13 protein-coding genes, 1 tRNA gene and 3 pseudogenes are annotated in these 17,905 nt (G+C 70.0%); 4 read left to right on the top strand and 13 right to left on the bottom strand.

Annotated features, from left to right (window positions below; translation table 11 throughout):
* Positions 1 to 17: 17 nt before the first annotated feature.
* The 5 genes and pseudogenes from ET445_RS08720 to ET445_RS08700 form a co-directional block, all read right to left on the bottom strand.
* Positions 18 to 509: a hypothetical protein gene (locus ET445_RS08720; protein WP_129190631.1), complete on the bottom strand. Its 492-nt coding sequence runs from the start codon at positions 507 to 509 to the stop codon at positions 18 to 20.
* 2 nt (positions 510 to 511) lie between these two features.
* On the bottom strand, positions 512 to 2,212 hold the full coding sequence (locus ET445_RS08715) for a long-chain-fatty-acid--CoA ligase (protein ID WP_129192474.1): 1,701 nt from the start codon (positions 2,210 to 2,212) through the stop codon (positions 512 to 514).
* Positions 2,213 to 2,275: 63 nt separating this feature from the next.
* Positions 2,276 to 3,252, bottom strand: a pseudogene (locus ET445_RS08710) (ribose-phosphate diphosphokinase).
* Between the two features lie 2 nt (positions 3,253 to 3,254).
* Positions 3,255 to 4,736 carry a bifunctional UDP-N-acetylglucosamine diphosphorylase/glucosamine-1-phosphate N-acetyltransferase GlmU gene (gene glmU / locus ET445_RS08705; protein ID WP_129190629.1) on the bottom strand — a complete coding sequence of 494 codons (1,482 nt, stop codon included), beginning with the start codon at positions 4,734 to 4,736 and terminating at the stop codon, positions 3,255 to 3,257.
* A gap of 1 nt (position 4,737) precedes the next feature.
* Positions 4,738 to 4,809 (bottom strand) — tRNA-Gln (locus tag ET445_RS08700).
* Positions 4,810 to 4,920: 111 nt separating this feature from the next.
* Between ET445_RS08700 and ET445_RS08695 the strand changes: the two genes are divergently transcribed.
* Complete coding sequence (locus ET445_RS08695; protein WP_129190627.1) at positions 4,921 to 5,415, top strand: MarR family winged helix-turn-helix transcriptional regulator; 495 nt, start codon at positions 4,921 to 4,923, stop codon at positions 5,413 to 5,415.
* 6 nt (positions 5,416 to 5,421) lie between these two features.
* On the opposite strand, the gene ET445_RS08690 is transcribed toward ET445_RS08695, so the two are convergent.
* Entirely contained in the window at positions 5,422 to 6,396 is a 975-nt protein-coding gene (locus ET445_RS08690) for an SDR family oxidoreductase (protein ID WP_129190625.1), read from the bottom strand.
* A 167-nt stretch (positions 6,397 to 6,563) separates the two neighbouring features.
* On the opposite strand from ET445_RS08690, the gene ET445_RS08685 reads away from it, so the two are divergent.
* The gene (locus tag ET445_RS08685) at positions 6,564 to 7,343 is read left to right on the top strand and encodes a TetR/AcrR family transcriptional regulator (RefSeq protein ID WP_129190623.1); all 780 of its coding nucleotides are present in this window, start codon (positions 6,564 to 6,566) and stop codon (positions 7,341 to 7,343) included.
* A gap of 224 nt (positions 7,344 to 7,567) precedes the next feature.
* Here the strand turns inward: ET445_RS08685 and ET445_RS17970 are convergent.
* Both ET445_RS17970 and ET445_RS08675 read right to left on the bottom strand, forming a co-directional pair.
* Positions 7,568 to 7,768: pseudogene (locus tag ET445_RS17970) on the bottom strand (pyridoxamine 5'-phosphate oxidase family protein); the annotation flags it as partial.
* 269 nt (positions 7,769 to 8,037) lie between these two features.
* A pseudogene (locus ET445_RS08675) lies at positions 8,038 to 9,332 on the bottom strand (integrase core domain-containing protein).
* A 159-nt stretch (positions 9,333 to 9,491) separates the two neighbouring features.
* Here ET445_RS08675 and ET445_RS08670 point away from each other — a divergent pair.
* On the top strand, positions 9,492 to 10,964 hold the full coding sequence (locus ET445_RS08670; RefSeq protein ID WP_165314346.1) for a DUF222 domain-containing protein: 1,473 nt from the start codon (positions 9,492 to 9,494) through the stop codon (positions 10,962 to 10,964).
* Between the two features lie 311 nt (positions 10,965 to 11,275).
* Here ET445_RS08670 and ET445_RS08665 read toward each other — a convergent pair whose 3' ends face one another.
* From ET445_RS08665 to ET445_RS08650, 4 genes are all read right to left on the bottom strand, one after another.
* Positions 11,276 to 11,683, bottom strand: coding sequence for a Rid family hydrolase (locus ET445_RS08665; RefSeq protein ID WP_129192473.1), 408 nt, complete (start codon positions 11,681 to 11,683; stop codon positions 11,276 to 11,278).
* A gap of 597 nt (positions 11,684 to 12,280) precedes the next feature.
* A complete protein-coding gene (locus ET445_RS08660) occupies positions 12,281 to 12,940 on the bottom strand; it encodes a methionine ABC transporter permease (RefSeq protein ID WP_129190619.1) in 660 nt (219 codons plus the stop codon).
* Positions 12,940 to 13,968, bottom strand: coding sequence for a methionine ABC transporter ATP-binding protein (locus tag ET445_RS08655; RefSeq protein WP_129190617.1), 1,029 nt, complete (start codon positions 13,966 to 13,968; stop codon positions 12,940 to 12,942). The genes ET445_RS08660 and ET445_RS08655 overlap by 1 nt, the downstream gene beginning before the upstream one ends.
* A gap of 135 nt (positions 13,969 to 14,103) precedes the next feature.
* On the bottom strand, positions 14,104 to 15,009 hold the full coding sequence (locus tag ET445_RS08650; RefSeq protein ID WP_129190615.1) for a MetQ/NlpA family ABC transporter substrate-binding protein: 906 nt from the start codon (positions 15,007 to 15,009) through the stop codon (positions 14,104 to 14,106).
* A gap of 332 nt (positions 15,010 to 15,341) precedes the next feature.
* On the opposite strand from ET445_RS08650, the gene ET445_RS08645 reads away from it, so the two are divergent.
* On the top strand, positions 15,342 to 16,013 hold the full coding sequence (locus ET445_RS08645; RefSeq protein WP_129190613.1) for a class I SAM-dependent methyltransferase: 672 nt from the start codon (positions 15,342 to 15,344) through the stop codon (positions 16,011 to 16,013).
* Between the two features lie 39 nt (positions 16,014 to 16,052).
* Here ET445_RS08645 and ET445_RS08640 read toward each other — a convergent pair whose 3' ends face one another.
* The gene (locus ET445_RS08640) at positions 16,053 to 17,903 is read right to left on the bottom strand and encodes an ABC-F family ATP-binding cassette domain-containing protein (RefSeq protein ID WP_129190611.1); all 1,851 of its coding nucleotides are present in this window, start codon (positions 17,901 to 17,903) and stop codon (positions 16,053 to 16,055) included.
* Positions 17,904 to 17,905: the final 2 nt, after the last annotated feature.

Here is a 17,905-nt window from a genome sequence, read left to right as displayed (position 1 = left end):
GGGCTGCGGCGGCCCGCCTAGCTCTGCCCCTCGACCGGGAACACCCGCTTGTACTTCCGCCCGTCGGGCAGTTCGACCGTGCGCGCCTCGAGCAGCCCGCGCGTGACGCGCTGGTAGACCGCCTGCGGCGTCACGCCGAGCTTCGCGGCGGCCTCGGCGACCGAGAGCCCCGGGAGATCGGTCGGCTTCGACGACGGCCGCTCGCGCTTGCGCTGCCGGCTCGCCTCGCGACGGGCCGCGATCTCGTCGTCGTCGCCCGCCCAGCGCTGCTTCGCGGCGGACGGGCTGAGCCCCGCGGCATCCGCGATCTCGTCCCACGTCGAGCCCGACGCGTGCGCTTCGCGTGCGGCCGCGAGCGCGGCGGCGTCGGCGTCGAGGGCGGCCGCGAGCGAGCGGATGCCTCGGAGCCGGTCGAGCGGCGAGACATCCGCCTCACCGTGCTCGCTCGCCTGCTCGAGCGCGACGAGCCGCTCGAGCGCCGCTCGCGTGTCGCGCTCGAGGAAGCCCACGCTCAGTCGTTCGAGGCCATGAGGGCGTTGCGCACCTGACGGCGGAGCACCTTGCCGATGAGCGACTTCGGGAGCTCGTCGATCGCGACGACCTTCTTCGGCACCTTGTAGGGCGTCAGCGCGCCGCGGCAGAACTCGCGCACGGCGTCTTCGTCGAGGGTCGCGCCGTCGCGCAGCACCACGACCGCGACGACCTGCTCGCCCGAGCGGTCGTCGGGGAGGCCGACGACCGCGGCGTCCTCGACGTCGGGGAACTGACGCAGCGCCTCTTCGACCTCGCTCGGCGAGACGTTGAAGCCGCCCGTGATGATGAGCTCCTTGATGCGGTCGACGATCTTCACGAACCCGTCGGAGTCGAGGGTCACGATGTCGCCCGTGCGGAACCACGGCGTGCCGCCGTCGGGGTCGTTGACGAAGACCGCCTCGGTCTCTTCGGGCTTGTGCCAGTAGCCCGAGAACACCTGGGGGCCGCGCACGACGAGTTCGCCGGGCTCGCCCGCGGGCACGTCGGTCATGGGGTCGTCGGGGTCGACGACGCGCGCCTCGGTCGAGGGCAGCGGCAGGCCGACCGTGCCGACCTTGCGGTTGTCGGCGACGGGATTCGCCATCAGCACGGGCGAGCACTCGCTGAGGCCGTAGCCCTCGACGAGCCATCCGCCCGTCGCCTTCTCCCACGGTTCGACGACCTCGGTCGAGAGCGGCATGGCGCCCGAGATCGAGATGTGGATGCCGTCGAGCGAGACGCCCTCGGCTGCGGCCGCCTTGCGGAGCCGGTCGTAGATCGGCGGCACGGCGGGCAGGAACGTCGCCGGACGCTTCTTCACGACCTTGAGCACCAGGTCGGGTTCGAACTTGGGGAAGAGCACGAGCCGCGACCCCATGCTCATCGCGAACGTGAGGCAGAGCGTGAGCCCGTAGGCGTGGAACATCGGCAGCACGGCGTAGACGACCGAGGTGCCGCGCGGGATGTCGGGCACCCACGAGCGGGCCTGGTCGGCGTTCGCGATGAGGTTCGCGTGCGTGAGGGTCGCGCCCTTGGGCGAACCGGTCGTACCGCTCGTGTATTGGATGAGGGCGACGTCGGATGCCTCGGGGCCCGCGATGTGCGCGTCGATGGGCGCCGTCTTCTGGATCTGCGCCCACGTGATGGCGCCGCGCACCTTCGTCGTGAGCGACGCGCGCGACTCGCGCGCCTTCGCGATGGGCAGGCGCAGCGCGGCACGTGTGAAGAACGGCATCGCGCGCGTGACATCCACCGAGATGATCGTCTCGACGCGGACGTCGTCGGGGAACTCCTGGATCGTCTCGACCACCTTGTCCCACGCGATCACGACGCGCGCGCCGTGGTCCTCGAACTGGTGGCGGAGCTCGCGCGGCGTGTAGAGCGGGTTGTGCTCGACGACGATCGCGCCGAGCCGGAGGACGGCGTAGAACGCGGCGATGTGCTGCGGGCAGTTCGGCAGCACGAGCGCGACGGGGTCGCCCTTCTGCACGCCGAGCACGCGCAGCGCCTCGGCGGCGCGGTCGATCTGCTCGCCGAGTTCGGCGTAGGTCGTCTCGCGGCCGAAGAACTCGAGCGCGGGGCGATCGGGGTAGTTCTCGACACTGTGGCGGATGAGGTCTGCGAGGGACTCTTCGGGGGTGGCGATGTCGTGCGGGACACCATCGGTGTAGCTCGCGAGCCAAGGACGGGGCGTGGTGATGCTCACCGGGGAATCCTACGCTTCCAAAATCCGAGTTCGGTTCGGGAAAGGTCGGCGGCCCGCTTACGCGGCGCCGTCGAACATGCTCGTGACCGAGCCGTCTTCGAAGACCTCGTGGATCGCGCGCGCGAGAAGCGGCGCGATCGGCAGCACCGTCAGGCGGTCCCACCGCTTGGCATCGGGCACCGGCAGCGTGTCGGTCACGACGACGCGGTCGATGAAGTCGGACTGCAGGATCTCGACGGCGGGCGGCGAGAACACCGCGTGGGTCGCGGCGACCACGACACCGATCGCGCCGGCGGCCTTGAGCGCCTCGGCCGCCTTCACGATCGTGCGGCCCGTGTCGATGAGGTCGTCGACGAGGAGGCACACGCGGCCCGAGACCTCGCCGACGATCTCGTGCACCGAGACCTGGTTCGGCACGAGGGGGTCGCGGCGCTTGTGGATGATCGCGAGGGGGCGTCGAGCTTGTCGCTCCAGATGTCGGCGACGCGCACGCGGCCCATGTCGGGCGAGACGACCGTGAGGGTCTTCGGGTCGAGCGAGTTCTTGAACTCCTCGAGCAGCACGGGCATCGCGAACAGGTGGTCGACCGGGCCGTCGAAGAACCCCTGGATCTGCGCGGCGTGGAGGTCGACCGACATGATGCGGTCGGCGCCCGCCGTCTTGAAGAGGTCGGCGACGAGGCGCGCCGAGATCGGCTCGCGGCCACGGCCCTTCTTGTCTTGGCGCGCGTACGGGTAGAACGGCGCGACGACCGTGATGCGCTTCGCGCTCGCGCGTTTGAGTGCATCGATCATGATGAGCTGCTCCATGAGCCACTCGTTGATCGGCGAGGTGTGCGACTGGATGACGAACGCGTCGGCACCGCGGATCGACTCGTCGAACCGTGCGTAGATCTCGCCGTTCGCGAACGTGCGCGCATCGGTCGGGACGAGTTCGCTGCCGAGCTCGGCGGCGATCTCCTCGGCGAGCGCGGGGTGCGCCCGGCCCGACACGAGCACGAGGCGCTTGGATCCGGTGGTTTCGATTCCCGACATGCTCACTGTCCTTCCACCGGCGAGGCCGGGCTTCGGTCATCGGACTCGGTGACGCCGGCGGCCTCGGCCGCCGCCTCCGCCGCGTCCGCTGCGGCGGTGCCGGCCCGGTGCTGACGCACCCAACCCTCGATGTTGCGCTGCGGCGCGACGTTCACCGCGAGAGCACCGGCCGGGACATCCTTCCGGACGACCGTGCCCGCCCCCGTGTACGCGCCGTCTCCAATCGTAACGGGCGCGACGAACACGCCGTGAGAGCCCGTGCGCACGTGCGAACCGATCGTCGTGCGGTGCTTGTTCACGCCGTCGTAGTTGGCCGTGATCGAGCCGGCGCCCACGTTCGAGCCGACGCCGATCTCGGTGTCGCCGATGTAGCTCAAGTGCGGGACCTTGCTGCCCGCGCCGATGTGCGCGTTCTTCGTCTCGACGAACGCGCCGATCTTGCCGTCGGCGTCGAGCACGGTGCCGGGCCGCAGGTACGAGAAGGGGCCGACCGAGGCATCCGCCCCGATGACCGCGAGCGTCGCGTCGGTGCGCTTGACCTCGGCGCGCTCGCCGATCTCGCAGTCGACGAGGGTCGTGTCGGGGCCGACGATCGCACCCGTCGCGATCACCGTCGCGCCCTTGAGCTGGGTGCCCGGGCGGATCGTGACGTCGGGCTCGATCGCCACGGCGAGGTCGATCCACGTCGTCGCGGGGTCTTCGATCGTGACGCCGTTCAGCTGCCAGCCGCGCACGATGAGCGCGTTGAGGCGGGCGGCCGTCTCGGAGAGCTGGGCGCGGTCGTTGACGCCCGCGACGAGCCACGGCTCGGCGACGGGCACGGCCTCGACCTCGCTGCCCGCGGCGCGGAGGAGGCCGATGACGTCGGTCAGGTACTTCTCGCCCTGCGCGTTATCGGTCGTGACGTTCGCGAGCTGGTCGCGGAGCGCCGCGGCGCCGAAGGCGTAGATGCCCGCGTTGATCTCGTCGATCGCGCGCTCTTCGGCGGTCGCGTCCTTCTGCTCGACGATACGGTCGAATCGGCCGGATGGGTCGCGCACGATGCGCCCGTACCCGGTCGGGTCGTCGTAGCGGGCCGAGAGCACGGATGCCTCGGACGCCGTCGCGCGGTGCTGCGCGAGGAACTCGCGGAGGCTGTCGGCGTCGAGGAGGGGCACGTCGCCGTTCAGGACGAGCACCTCGCCCTCGAAGCCCTCGGGGAGCGCTGCGGCTGCGAGCTCGACCGCGCGGCCCGTGCCGTCGACGTCGTCTTGATCGACGACGACGGTGCCCGGGAAGTCTCGCTCGATGACCGCGGCGACGAGGTCGCGCTCGTGCCGCACGACCGCGAGCACGTGCGCCGCGTCGAGGGCGCGCGCCGTCGCGAGCACATGACCGACGAGCGGGACGCCCGCGAGGGGGTGCAGCATCTTCGGGAGTCGGGACTTCATGCGCGTGCCCTGGCCTGCCGCCAGGACGATGATCGCGAGATGCTCATCGGTCATGCTCCGCCACCAGGATTCGAACCTGGACCGAACAGCTCCAAAGGCTGTCGTGCTGCCGTTACACTATGGCGGATCGCGCGCAGGGCCGAATGGATGTCTCGTCCGCACGCGCGGGATCAAGTCTGCCATGCGCGGCGGGGCGTCACCTGCGCGTACTTCCACCAGTCTGCGCCAGAATGATCTGATGACCGATGCCGATGAGGTGGACCGCATCGTCGACGACTGGGTGCGCGAGCGCCCAGACCTCGACTTCGCGCCCTTGCAGGTGCTCTCGCGCGTCGCGCGGCTTTCGAAGCACCTCGACCGCGCGCGCAAGCAGGCGTTCGCCAGGTCGGAGCTCGAGTCGTGGGAGTTCGACGTGCTGTCGGCGCTCCGCCGCGCGGGCGCGCCCTTCCGCCTCTCCCCCAAGGCGCTCCTGCAGCAGACGCTCGTCTCGAGCGGCACGATGACGAACCGCATCGACCGGCTCGTCGAGCGCGGGCTCGTGACGCGTCAGACCGACCCGCACGACGGTCGCGGCATCCTCGTCGAGATGAGCCGCGCCGGCCTCACGCGCGTCGACGCCGCGATCACGCGCCTCGTCGACGCCGAGGCCGAGATCCTGCGGGCATTGCCCGCGCCCGAGCAGAAGCGGCTGGCCGGGCTCCTGCGCAAGCTCAGCCTCGGGTTCGACGGGTGATCCGGGTCACCGCACGTCGACCGGATTCGGGGTGAGATCCGCCTTCGTGACATCCGCCGTCGTGACGTCCGGTGCACCCGTGAGCTCGGCCGCGACCGCCCACAGCGACCGCGCGTAGTCGGGCCCGCGGCGCGCGCTGCGCGGGAGGTTCGCGCGCTTGGTCGGGCCGGTGAGCCCGTTCTTCGGGCCGTAGTACGCGCCCTGTTCGGCGGCGGGGTCGGCGGCGGCGAAGAGGAGCGGCTCGGCGCCTTGCTCGACGGTCTGGGACGGCAGGAACGTGCGCTGGATGGGCGGCCGCTGCGCGTCGGCCGAGCGGCCGAGGTTGGCGCCCGCGGTCTGCAGGTTCGTGCGGGTGTAGCCGGGGTGCGCAGCGGTCGAGCGGAGCGACCAGCCGCGCTCGTCGGCGATCTCGGCGAGCCGGAGCGTCATGAGCAGGTCGGCGAGCTTGGACTGCGCGTAGGCGAGGTGCGCCTGGTAGCGCGTGCGCCACTCGAGGTCGTGGAAGTTGATGCGCCCGTAGTTCGCGGTGCCGCTCGACATCGTCGCGACGCGCGCGGGCGCGCCGGGGGTCGCGTGCTCGAGGAGCTTCGGGAGCAGGAGGTTCGTGAGCAGGAACGGCCCGAGGAAGTTGCTACCGAACTGCAGTTCGTGCCCGTCGGCGGTCTCGAGGCGCTTGGGCGGCTGCATGACGCCGGCGTTGTTGACGAGCGCGTGCAGCGGCTCGGAGTCGGTTCGGATGCCGTCGGCGAACGCGCGCACGCTGGCGAGATCGCCGAGGTCGATGCGGCGCACATCGAGGCTCGCGCCGGGCACGGCGGCGGCGATCTCGGCGCGCGCGGTCTCGCCGCGCTCGAGCGAGCGGACGGCGAGCACGACGTGCGCGCCCGCGCCCGCGAGGCGCTTGGCGGCCTCTTTGCCGGTGCCGCTGTTGGCACCGGTGACGATGATGCGACGACCGGTCTGGTCGGGGACGAGGTACATGAGCGCTCCGTTTCGTCGATAACAGACCGCTGGTCTGTTGTTCTATTCCGAAGGTAACAGACCGCCGGTCTATAATCAAGCACAGGGATTTCGGATGTCTCGAGCCGACCGCGCACGCGAGAGCGCGCCGCAGGCGGGAGACTGGAGACATCCGCGAAGGAGACCAGATGACGACCGAGCAGGCGACCGACCGGGCGACCGAATCGCCCGGGTTCAAGCGCGCCCGCACCGACGACCAGCGCGCCGAGCGGCGCGAGGCGATCCTCGCCGCGGCAGTCGAGCTCCTCGGCGAGCGCCGCGTCGCCGACCTCAGCCTCAATGAGCTCGCGCGGCACGTCGGCCTCGCGAAGTCGAACGTGCTGCGCTACTTCGAGTCGCGCGAGGCCGTGCTCCTCGACATCTACGACCGCGAGTATCGCGCGTGGCTCGACGCGCTCGAAGAGGCGCTGCCGCCGGTCGCATGGTTCGCGCGAGAGCCGGGCGCACCGGGGTCGGCGCCGCCGTCCGAGACATCCATCGACGCCGTCGCGACCGCGATCGCCGACACGATCGCCGTCCGGCCCATGCTGTGCGAGCTCGCCGCGAACACCGCGAACGTGCTCGAGCACAACGTGTCGGGCGAGGTCGCGGCGACCTACAAGCGCACGGCGATCGCGAACGCCGTCAGGCTCGGCACGCTCGTATCGGATCGGCTCGGGCCGTATTCGCAAGCGGCGGGCGTCGCGTTCGTGAGCGCCGTGAACCTCGGCATGGGGGCGATCTGGGCGTCGACGCAACCCTCCCCCGGCATGGCCGCCGCGTACGTGCTGTACCCCGATCTCGCGAGGTATGCCCACGACTTCGGGCAGTCGCTGCGCGAGTACGTCGCGACCGTGCTCACTGGACTCGCCCACCGCGAGCCGAGCCTGCCGGGCGGGGGGCTCGACGGACTCGGCACCGCAGACTGAGCCGCAGCCGGACTATTCGCGCCGCCAGACCTGCCGCGGCGCGTACCCGCTCTTGCGCAGCCAGTGCTCGGTGTAGACGATCCGCTCGGGGGTGACGACGTGAGCGGGTCGGTCGGCGGCTCGTCGAGCGACCGGCCGCGCTCGACATGGTCGGACTGCCAGCGGAACGCCTCCCAGTTCCGGTCGGCCTCTGCGTCGGCGCGCTCGAGGGTGCGTGCGGTGCCGAACACCTGCGCGCCGCGGCTCGAGGCCTGGCCGACGAGCGGTGCGAAAACGCCGACCGACACCCGTGGATCGCGCCGGAGGTTGCGCGACTTCGGCGACGCGTTCCAACTCGAGTACATGAGCTCGAACCCGAGGCTGAAGAATCTCACGGGGCTCGCCGCGGGCGAACCGTCGCGCGCGACGGTCGCGACGACCGCCATGTTCTGGGTCGAGAACAGGTTCAGAATGCGATCTTCGAGGATGTCTCGGGGCGCAGCACGCTCGGGCGCGGGGCCCGCGAGCCACGGATTCGTCGTCGGCATCCCGCGATGGCATCGGTCTTCGAGTGGCACGCGATCGTCGCTCACGCCCCGACATCTCACCGGCTCCGCATCCGCGACCACCTTCCTTGATGCCCACACGACTCCTTTCCGGTCGCTCAGTTCTCCACAGATTTGTGATGTCTCAGGAGATCGGTGACGGTTCTGTATCAGGACATCGGTGACACTTCGTGTGTCAGGACATCGGTGACGGTTCCGGGGTTCTTGGTACGTGGGCCTCGTGGGAAGCCGTTGCCGACGTAGGTGATGCCGGGTGCTGGTCGGGTGTGTTCGATGAGGACCTCGCCGTGTAGGTCGGTGATCGTGATCTGGTTGCGGTCGATGATGACGAGGACTTCTTGGTAGGCGCGGCGGCCGTCGATTTTGTACGTGACGCGGTTCAGGAGGAGCGTGCCGGCGCTGCTGAGGGTTCGGATCAGGGTGTCATCGGGCAGGTTCGTCAACGGCGGTGCCGGCCGAACCGGCTTCGGTGGTGGAGTCTGCACGAGCAATCGCGGTTCGGGTTTCGGGCGGGGCGGGTCGGTCTTCGGGGTGGCTTCCCATGCGGTTCGGGGCGTGATCCGGCCGGGGAGTCCTTGATGGGGGCGTTCAGTGTTGTAGATCTCGTCGAACGCGTCGACCTGGGCCTGGAGTTCTTCCATGCTGTGCGCGAGGGGCTGTTTGTCGAGGTAGCGGAACAGGGTCTGGTGGAAGCGTTCGTTCTTGCCCTGCGTGGTCGGCTTGTACGGTTTGCCGGTGATCGGCTCGACGCCCAAGCTCGTGACGTGCTCCACGAGTCGGCCCAGAGAGCCCCGTCGTGAGGGGTTGAGCGCAATCCTGTTGTCGGTCAGCAGCCGTTGCGGCACCCCGTGCACGGTCACGGCTTTTTCGAACACGACGATCGCAGCCGCAGCGGTCTCGCCCTGCGCCACGTGTGAGGCGACCGCGTACCGAGAGTGATCGTCGATGAGTTGGAAGATCACACACTTGCGGCCACCGGTCAGGACGTATTCCGTCGCGTCTAGCTGCCAGCACGCGTTCGGTGCCGGGTACACGAACCGGCGCCACGCCGAGCGGGGCTTCTTCTTCGGCTCCGCGCGGGCCACGCCCGCGTCCCGGAAGACCCTGGCCAGCGACGCGACCGAGGGCACTTGGCCCAACCCCATCGCGCGCATCTTCTCGTGCACGCTGATCGGCCCGTGATCCAGCCCGGAAGCCTCCAGCGACGCGCGCACCTGGACTGCCTGCGCCTTCACCTCGTCGGGCTCGAGCGAGGGCGCCGGGATCTGGGTTCGAGGACCGCCGCCGGCCCGTCATCCCTCGCCCGCTGACGCAACACGTAGAACGACTTCCGGGAGATGCCATGCTCCGCGCAGAACGTCGATACCGCACCTCTGGGCGCGTCATCAGGCCATTGCAAGATCGCAAGACGGACACGAGGGTCAATAGGTTCACGAGAAGCCACCCCCGCAGACTCGCCGCAGAAGCGTCACCACCAAGAGCCCCAGAACCGTCACCAATGTCCTGATACAGAACCGTCACCGATCTCCTGAGACATCACAAGTTCTCCACAGATTGCTCGAAGGCTATCGAACATATGTTCGAATGCCGATACGATATGGACATGTCGATCGCACTCGCCGAGGCCCAGCCAACACCGGCTGCCGCCCTCGACGCGCGCTCACCGCTGGTCCGCGCTCAAGCGCGGCTCGATGCGCTCGTCGACGTCGCGTTGCGATCGCGCAAGATCGAAGCGATGCAGCACTCGGTCCGCGTAGGCGTCATCCACGAAGCCGTCGAGTTCGCGGTTCGCAACGCCGACGCGTTCACGTCGCCGCGACTCTCGCCCGACCGTCGGCGCGAGCTGGCCCGCCGTGCGGTCACGGCCGAACTCGCAACGGCGCTGCGCACGCCTGAGCAGACGATGGCGCGTCTCGTCGACGAGGCGTCGAGCCTCTGCACGCGGCTGCCGGCGACCTACGCCGCCCTGCAGCAAGGCACGATCGACTACGCGCACGCGCGCGTGATCGTCGACGCGACGAACGACCTCGGCGACGACGACCGCGACGTGCGCGCCCGGCTCGACGCCGAACTCTCGATGCGAGCTGTCGACATCACCGCAGCGACGCTTCGCCGCGTCGCCCGCCGACTACGCGAAGCGGTCCGGACCGAGACGCTCGCCGAGCGGCATACTCGCGCATTCGCCGAGCGCCGGGTCGAGTTCGAGCCCGCCGCAGACGGCATGGCGTGGCTGCACCTCCACCTCGAGGCGTCCGACGCGATGCTCATCTGCGATCGCCTCTCGCGGGTCGCGGCCGATCAGGTCGCCTCCGACCCGCGCACCCCGGCGCAGTTGCAGGCGGATGTCGCGCGCGACCTCTTGCTCGAAGGCGTGCCGCCGGTCGGCGAAGCATTCCATGTCGCCGCCGCGACCGTTCGCCCGACCGTGCACGTGACCGTTCCCGTGCTCATGCTGCTCGGCGGCGACGACCCGAGCGGCGAGCCCGCCGAACTCGGCGGCTACGGTCCGATCGCACCCGATGTCGCTCGACGCCTCGCAGCGCACGCCCCCTCGTTCACGCGGCTGCTCACGCACCCGGTCGACGGCGTCGTGCTCGATCTCGACCGCACGGTCTACCGTCCGCCCGCCGACCTCGCGAAGTGGCTTCGAGTGCGCGACGAGACCTGCCGGTTCCCCGGCTGCAATCGGCGTGCGGCCCGGTGCGACCTCGACCACACCGACGACTTCGCGAGCGGCGGGCGCACGGCGTTCGACAACCTCGCGCACTTGTGCGCGCACCACCACCATCTGAAGCACGAGAGTTCGTGGTCCGTGAAGCACCTCCGAGGTGGAGTGCTCGAGTGGCAGTCGCCGACCGGCAGGCCGCACCTCACCGAACCAGCAGCCGCGATTCGGGCCCCGCGACCGACACGACGTCAGACGACGCTCGAACCACCGGCTCGATGGGTGCTCGAGCGGCTTTCACCTGCCGACCCGCCCGACCCGCCCGGTCCGCCCGGTCCGCCAGGTCCGCCGGGTCACCCCGCACTTGCGGCCGACGCACTCGGCCGCCTCCCCGACGCGCCGCCGTTCTGATCCGACGTCGCGTGACCGCGACTTCGCCTGACCAAGACCTCGCTTGACGCCGAGCTCGCTTGACCCCGACCTCGCTTGACCCCGACCCCGCCTGACCCCGACCTCGCTTGACCCCCACCCCGCCTGACCACGACCCCGCCTGACCCCGACCCCGCCTGACCGGCGTAGTCGACGAGCGCGACGGTCGAGTGCCCCCGCCTTCGACGGTCTTCCGCACGCCCGCAGCCGCCGCGACGCGCCCGTCCGCACGCCCGCACGCCCGCACGCCCGCACGCCCGCACGCCCGCCCGACGATCGCCGAGGGCGCCGCCTCAGTCGACGACCGCCGCCACGGCCTCGATCTCGACGAGTTGGCCCTCATACCCGAGCACCGTCACGCCGAGGAGCGTGCTCGGCACGTCGTGGTCGCCGAACGCGTCGGCGACGACGCGCCAGACCGCGCCGAGATCACCGCGATCCGACGAGGCGACGAGCACGCGCGTGCTGATGACATCTTCGATCGTCGCACCGGCCGCCGCGAGTGCGCCCTGCATCGTCTCGATGCAGACCGCCGCCTGGCCGACGTAGTCGCCGAGCGCCGCAGTCGAGCCGTCGGGATTCAGCGGGCACGCTCCGGCCAGGAAGATCAGCCGAGCGTCTTTCGGTGCGGTCGCCGCGTAGGCGTACTCGGCGACGGACGAGAGCTCGGATGCTCGGATGAGCAGCACGGCAGACGGCATGGAGCGATCTTGGCAGACATCACCGGTGTCAGACGTACTCCTCCTCGGCGAACCAGCTGGCACCCTCGTCGTGCACGATGAGCTGCCCCGCACAGTGAGTCCGACCGCTGCGCACGCCGCGTCGAGCCCTCTCGCCCAGACGCGGTCCTCGGCGGTCGGCTCTCCAGCACCGGGTCGTTCCCACGCGAAGACGAGGCTCGCGGCGCCGATCTCCTCGGCGATCCCCGTGAGCCTGTCGGCGAGGAGTTCGGCCGCGGTGCCGCCGAGCCCGGCGCCGAGAGGGGCCCATTCGTCGGGATCGCGCGGGTACTCCGCCATGGGCATGATGACGGGCAGTTGTCGGCGCTCGACATCGAGGAAGAGCGTCCACCACTGACGCCGGGCCGCGGACTCGAGCAGGTCTTCGACCCGCGTACGGATGTCTTCATCGGTGGTCAGGGGAAAGTGGGCATGGTCTTCGTAGGGAGTCATACCGACGATGCTCGCCTGCCGAGAACGGCCGACGGCCGGGTTCACCCGGATGCGAGGAGTATCCGGGCGCCCGGCCGTCTGTGGAGGATCGGTCGCAGCGCAGCAGCGCAGCAGCGCAGACTCCGACTACCGCCTGAGCACCTTCCGCGCGAGCCAGTTGCCGAGGAACTGCACGACCTGGACGAACGCGATGATGAGGAGCACCGCAGCCCACGTGATGAGCGGCTGGTACTGCCGGTAGCCGTACACGAGCGCGAAGTTGCCGAGACCGCCGCCGCCGATGAGGCCCGCGACCGCGGTCATGTCGACGATCGCGACGAGCACGAACGTGTAGCCGAGGATGAGGGGCCCGAGCGCCTCGGGCAGCACGACCGTGCGGAGGATGCGGAACGGCGCAGCTCCCATCGCCCGTGCCGCCTCGATGACGCCGGGCGAGACCGTGAGCAGGTTCTGCTCGACGATGCGCGCGATCGCGAACGAAGCGGCGAGCGAGAGGGCGAAGATGAGCGCGTCGTTGCCGATTCCCGTGCCGATGATGGCCCGCGACAGCGGCTGCACGGCGGCGATGAAGATGATGAACGGGATCGGCCGGAAGAAGTTGATGACGACGTTGACGACGCCCGAGACGACGCGGTTCGCCCACAGCCCGCCGGGGCGGGTCGTGTAGAGCACGACGCCGAGCACGAGCCCGACGACGCCGCCGAACAGCAGCGTGAGCGCCACCATGTAGAGGGTTTCGACGGCGGCGACCCAGAACTCGGGGCCGAGTTCGAGCAGGCGATCCATCACGCCACCTCCGTCACGTCGATGCGGTCGGCGACAGCCGCGAGTGCGGCCTGCACCGAGGCATCCGGCCCGCGCAGCGCGAGCGTCAGGTGACCGAACGCGCGACCCTGGATGTCGTTGATGCCGCCGTAGACGAGTTCGAACTCGACGCCCGCGCGGGCGAGTTCGAGGAACACGGATGCCTGCGAGGCATCCCCGTCTCGGAACGAGAGCGTGACGAGCCGGCCCTCGTGCCGCTCGCGCAGCACCGCGACCTCGGCGGGCGAGGGCACGCCCTTGACGACCGTCGACACGAACCTCGCCGACGACGCCTGCTTGGGCGCGCTGAAGACGTCGAACACGTCGCCCGACTCGACGACCCGCCCGCCGTCCATGACGGCGACCTTCGTCGCGATCGACTGGATGACGTCCATCTCGTGCGTGATGACGATGATCGTGACGCCGAACTCGCGATTGACGCGCTTCAGGAGCGCGAGCACCTCGCCCGTCGTCTCGGGGTCGAGTGCGCTCGTCGCCTCGTCGGCGAGGAGGAGCTTGGGCGAGGTCGCGAGCGCCCGTGCGATGCCGACTCGCTGCTTCTGCCCGCCCGAGAGCTGATCGGGGTAGTTCTTCGCCTTGTCGGCGAGGCCGACGAAGGCGAGGAGCTCGGCGACGCGCGCGGCGATCTTCGGCTTGGGCCAGCCGGCGACCAGCAGCGGGTAGGCGATGTTGCCCTCGACCGTCTTCGAGTTGAAGAGGTTGAACTGCTGGAAGATCATGCCGATCTCGAGCCGCACGGCGCGCAGGTCACGCTCGGGCAACGCCGTGATCTCGCGGCCGTCGACCGTGATCGTGCCGCCGGTGGCGGGTTCGAGCGCGTTGACGAGTCGCACGAGCGTCGACTTGCCGGCGCCCGAGTAGCCGATGATGCCGTAGACGTCGCCCGGTTCGATCTCGAGCGAGACGTCGTCGACCGCGACGACGGGTGCGCCGCCGCGTTCGGCGGGCGGGTACGCCTTCGTGACGTTTCTGAGGCTCACGAGAGCCATGGATGCTCCTTCAAGAGTGCACGGCGCCAAGAGTGCACGGCGCCAAGAGTGCGCGGGGTCAAGAGTGCCCCAGGTTCAGGACGCGCGAAATCGGATGCCTCGACGAGACATCCGATTCCGCGGGGCGACCTGGCCTCAGCCCTTGTGCGCCTTCGTGTCGGCTTCGACCTTCGCGAGCGAGGACTGGAGCTCCTTCGCGGGGATCTGCACGGGGACGCCCGTGCCGCCGGACGCCTCGATGAGGCCGGCCTGCACGTCGGGGTTCGTCTGGAAGATCTCGACGAGCTTCTTGTAGGTCTCGTTGTTCGCGTCTTCGGCGCGCGTCGCGAAGATGTTGACGTACGGCAGCGCGTTGGGGTCGGTCGGGTCGTCCTGCGCGATCGCGTCTTCGAACGTCAGGCCCGCGTCTTGCACGAAGTCGTTGTTGATGATCGCGGCGGCGAGGTCGGGCAGCGAGGTCGGCGTGAGCGACGCCTCGAGCGCGGTGACCTTGACCTTCGACTTCGCCTCGTCGATGTCGGCGAGGTCGGAGAAGATCGTGCCGCCGCTCTTCAGCGTGATGAGGCCGGCCGACTGGAGCACGAGGAGGCCGCGCGCCTGGTTGGAGGCGTCGTTCGGCACGGCGACGGTTTCGCCGGCGGGGATGTCCTTCACGGAGTCGTACTTCGTCGAGTACAGGCCGAGCGGGTAGATCGCGGTCGAGCCGATGGGCGTGAGGTCTTCGCCGGCCGAGACGTTGTAGTCGGCGAGGTAGACGATGTGCTGGAACTGGTTGAGGTCGAGTTCGCCCTCGGTCGTCGCCGGGTTCGGCTGCGCGTAGTCGGAGAAGTCGACGATCTCGATGTCGATGCCCTCTTCTTCGGCGGCGGCTTCGAAAGCGGCCCACTGCGGGTCGCCCTTGCCGACGACGCCGATGCGGATCGAGTCGCCCGAGGCGCCGGCGTCGCCGCCGTCTGCTGCGGGGGTCGCGCACGCGGCGAGCGCGGCGACGAGGGGCACCACGGCGAGCGCGGCGAGAATGGACGAAGTGCGGCGTGACATGGTGGTTCCTCTCGGTCGGCACGCGCGATCGTCTGTGCTGGTGGGCACGGTGCTGGTGTGCGTGGAACAGGCGCGGCTCCGCCGCCGACGAGTGTCGACGCTGTGGATGTCAGTCGGATTGCCGTCGCCGCGATCGCGGGTGCTGTACCACCGTACGTGAAGGCTCTGCGTGCAATTGGTCATCCGGTCACAATGCGTCACAGAATCTGCGACATTCACTCTTGAAACGGAGAGATTCTTCGCGGATGTCTCGTCAGCACGCCGCACGACGGCGAATTGCCGGATCGGCAAACGGAGTTGCCTCGCGCGAGGGCGCCGCGGATCCTTGGAGCATGGTCGCCGAATCGCCGCTCTCCCCCGCCGACTACTGGGAAGACCGCTACGCCACGAGCGAGCGCGTCTGGTCGGGCCGCGTCAACCGCGTGCTCGCCGACATCGCCGACAGCCTGACGGCCGGCCGAGCGCCCGGCCGCGCCCTCGACCTCGGCTGCGGCGAGGGCGCCGACGCGATCTGGCTCGCCACGATCGGGTGGGATGTCACGGGCGTCGACCTCTCCGCAACGGCCGTGCGCCGCGCGACCGAGGCCGCCCGCGCATCGGGCCTGGATGTGTCGCGCGTGCGCTTCGTCGCCGCCGACCTGAGCGACCCGCTGCCGGCGACCCTCCCGCACGACGCCTACGACCTCGTGACCGCGAGCTTCCTCCACTCGACCGTCGAGCTCCCCCGCACCGACATCCTCCGCCGTGCCGCAGCGCTCGTCGCGCCGGGCGGACACCTCCTCATCACGTCGCACGCCGCCGCACCGCCATGGGCGGGCGCCGAGCACCGCGCGCACGCCGCGCAGCATCCGTTCCTCACTCCCGACGAGGAGATCGCCGAGCTCGCGCTCGACCCTGAGCAGTGGGAGACCGTCGCCGCCGAAACCCGCACGCGCGAGGCCGTCGGCCCCGACGGCGAGCCCGCGACGCTCGACGACGGGGTCGTGCTGCTGCGCCGACGCTGACGCGCCGCGCACGCGGGCATGCGCACGAGCGGCAGGGCGTCAGCCCTCGAGCTGCTCCGACACTTCCAACCAGCGCAGCTCGAGTTCGGCGATGGACGCCTCGAGCGCCGCGAGCTCGTCGCCGAGCACCCCGAGGCCGGCGTAGTCGCTCTGGTCGTGCAACGCGAGCTTCTCGTGCTGAGCCGAGACCTCGCCCGCGAGCTTCTCGAGCCGCCGGTCGACCGACGCGAGCTCCTTCTCGGCGGCCCGGCGCTCGGCGCCCGAGAGTGCCGTCGCTGTCGAGGGTTGAGCAGGGGTCCGAGACTGAACTGCCGAGGCATCCGCCTTCTTCGCGACCCCCGCCTTGCGCAGCTCGAGATACTGCTCGACTCCGCCCGGGAGGTCGCGCACGTGCCCGTCGAGGATCGCAAGCTGGCGATCGGTCACGCGCTCGATGAGGTATCGGTCGTGGGAGACGACGAGGAGCGTGCCGGGCCACGAGTCGAGGAGATCCTCGATCGCGGCGAGCATGTCGGTGTCGAGGTCGTTCGTGGGCTCGTCGAGGATGAGCACGTTGGGCTCCTGCAGCAGGATGAGCAGGAGCTGCAGGCGCCGCTTCTGGCCGCCCGAAAGCTGCTTGACGGGCGTCGAGAGCTGCGCATTCGAGAACCCGAGCCGTTCGAGCAGTTGCCCGGGCGAGAGCTCGACCGCCTTCGACCCCGACCCGATCGTGTAGCTGCGCTTCTGCTCGGCGATGACCGCGCTCACGCGCTCGTCGGCCCACTCGGCGAGCTCGTCGAGCTCCTGGCTGAGCGTCGCGATGCGCACGGTCGTGCCGCGCTTGACCTTGCCCGACGTCGGCTTCACGGCACCGGTCACGAGCCCGAGGAGCGTCGACTTGCCGGCGCCGTTGACGCCGAGGATGCCCGTGCGCTCGCCCGGCGCGATGCGCCACTCGACATCGTGCAGGATCGTGCGTTCGGTCGGCGCCTCGGGCGAGACGTCCGCCGTCGGCGCGACCGGGTACACGACCGAGGCATCCAGAATGTCGACCACATCCTTGCCCAGCCGCGACACCGCGAGCCGGTTGAGCTCGACCTTGTCGCGCACGGGCGGCTCGTTCTCGATGAGCTGATTCGCCGCGTCGATGCGGAACTTCGGCTTCGACGTGCGCGCGGGCGCCCCGCGGCGCAGCCACGCCAACTCTTTGCGCAGCAGGTTCTGCCGCTTCGCATCGGACGCCGCCGCCATGCGGTCGCGCTCGACGCGCTGCAGGATGTACGCCGCGTACCCGCCCTCGAAGGGCTCGACGATGCCGTCGTGCACCTCCCACGTGTCGGTCGAGACCTCGTCGAGGAACCACCGGTCGTGGGTCACGACGACGAGCGCGCCGTCGTTCTTCCCCCAGCGCGACTTCAGATGCCCCGCGAGCCACGCGATGCCCTCGACGTCGAGGTGGTTCGTCGGCTCGTCGAGGAACAGCACGTCCCAATCGCCCACGAGGAGCGCCGCAAGGCCCACGCGGCGACGCTGGCCGCCCGAGAGGTCGCCCACGCGACCGTGCCACGGGACATCCGAAAGGAGCCCCGACAGGATGTCTCGCACCTTCTGGTCGCCCGCCCACACGTGCTCGTCGACGCCGCCCACGACGGCCTCGGCGACCGTCAGCTCGGGATCGACCGCGTCCGCCTGATCGAGCATGCCGATCCGGATGCCCCGGCGCGCCGTGACCCGGCCCGAATCGGGCTCGATCCGGCCCGCGAGGAGCTTCAACAGGGTCGACTTGCCGTCGCCGTTGCGGCCGACGACGCCGATGCGCGAGCCCTCGTCGAGGCCGAGGGTCACCTCGCCGAACACCGTGCGGGTGGGGAATTCGAGGTGCAAGCGCTCCGCGCCGAGAAGGTGTGCCATGA

This window comes from Agromyces protaetiae (genome assembly GCF_004135405.1).
GTDB classification, from domain to species: Bacteria; Actinomycetota; Actinomycetes; order Actinomycetales; family Microbacteriaceae; genus Agromyces; species Agromyces protaetiae.
Note: the sequence above shows the minus strand (reverse complement) of the source record. Positions and strands in the feature narration are given on the sequence as shown.

Excerpts from the sequence above, each read along its gene's own strand:
- ET445_RS08670 (WP_165314346.1), top strand. The coding sequence starts at position 9,492 with ATGTCGATCGCACTCGCCGAGGCCCAGCCAACACCGGCTGCCGCCCTC.
- ET445_RS08660 (WP_129190619.1), bottom strand. The coding sequence starts at position 12,940 with ATGGATCGCCTGCTCGAACTCGGCCCCGAGTTCTGGGTCGCCGCCGTC.
- ET445_RS08685 (WP_129190623.1), top strand. The coding sequence starts at position 6,564 with ATGACGACCGAGCAGGCGACCGACCGGGCGACCGAATCGCCCGGGTTC.
- ET445_RS08650 (WP_129190615.1), bottom strand. The coding sequence starts at position 15,009 with ATGTCACGCCGCACTTCGTCCATTCTCGCCGCGCTCGCCGTGGTGCCC.
- ET445_RS08665 (WP_129192473.1), bottom strand. The coding sequence starts at position 11,683 with ATGCCGTCTGCCGTGCTGCTCATCCGAGCATCCGAGCTCTCGTCCGTC.
- ET445_RS08695 (WP_129190627.1), top strand. The coding sequence starts at position 4,921 with ATGACCGATGCCGATGAGGTGGACCGCATCGTCGACGACTGGGTGCGC.
- glmU (WP_129190629.1), bottom strand. The coding sequence starts at position 4,736 with ATGACCGATGAGCATCTCGCGATCATCGTCCTGGCGGCAGGCCAGGGC.
- ET445_RS08655 (WP_129190617.1), bottom strand. The coding sequence starts at position 13,968 with ATGGCTCTCGTGAGCCTCAGAAACGTCACGAAGGCGTACCCGCCCGCC.
- ET445_RS08690 (WP_129190625.1), bottom strand. The coding sequence starts at position 6,396 with ATGTACCTCGTCCCCGACCAGACCGGTCGTCGCATCATCGTCACCGGT.
- ET445_RS08640 (WP_129190611.1), bottom strand. The coding sequence starts at position 17,903 with ATGGCACACCTTCTCGGCGCGGAGCGCTTGCACCTCGAATTCCCCACC.
- ET445_RS08645 (WP_129190613.1), top strand. The coding sequence starts at position 15,342 with ATGGTCGCCGAATCGCCGCTCTCCCCCGCCGACTACTGGGAAGACCGC.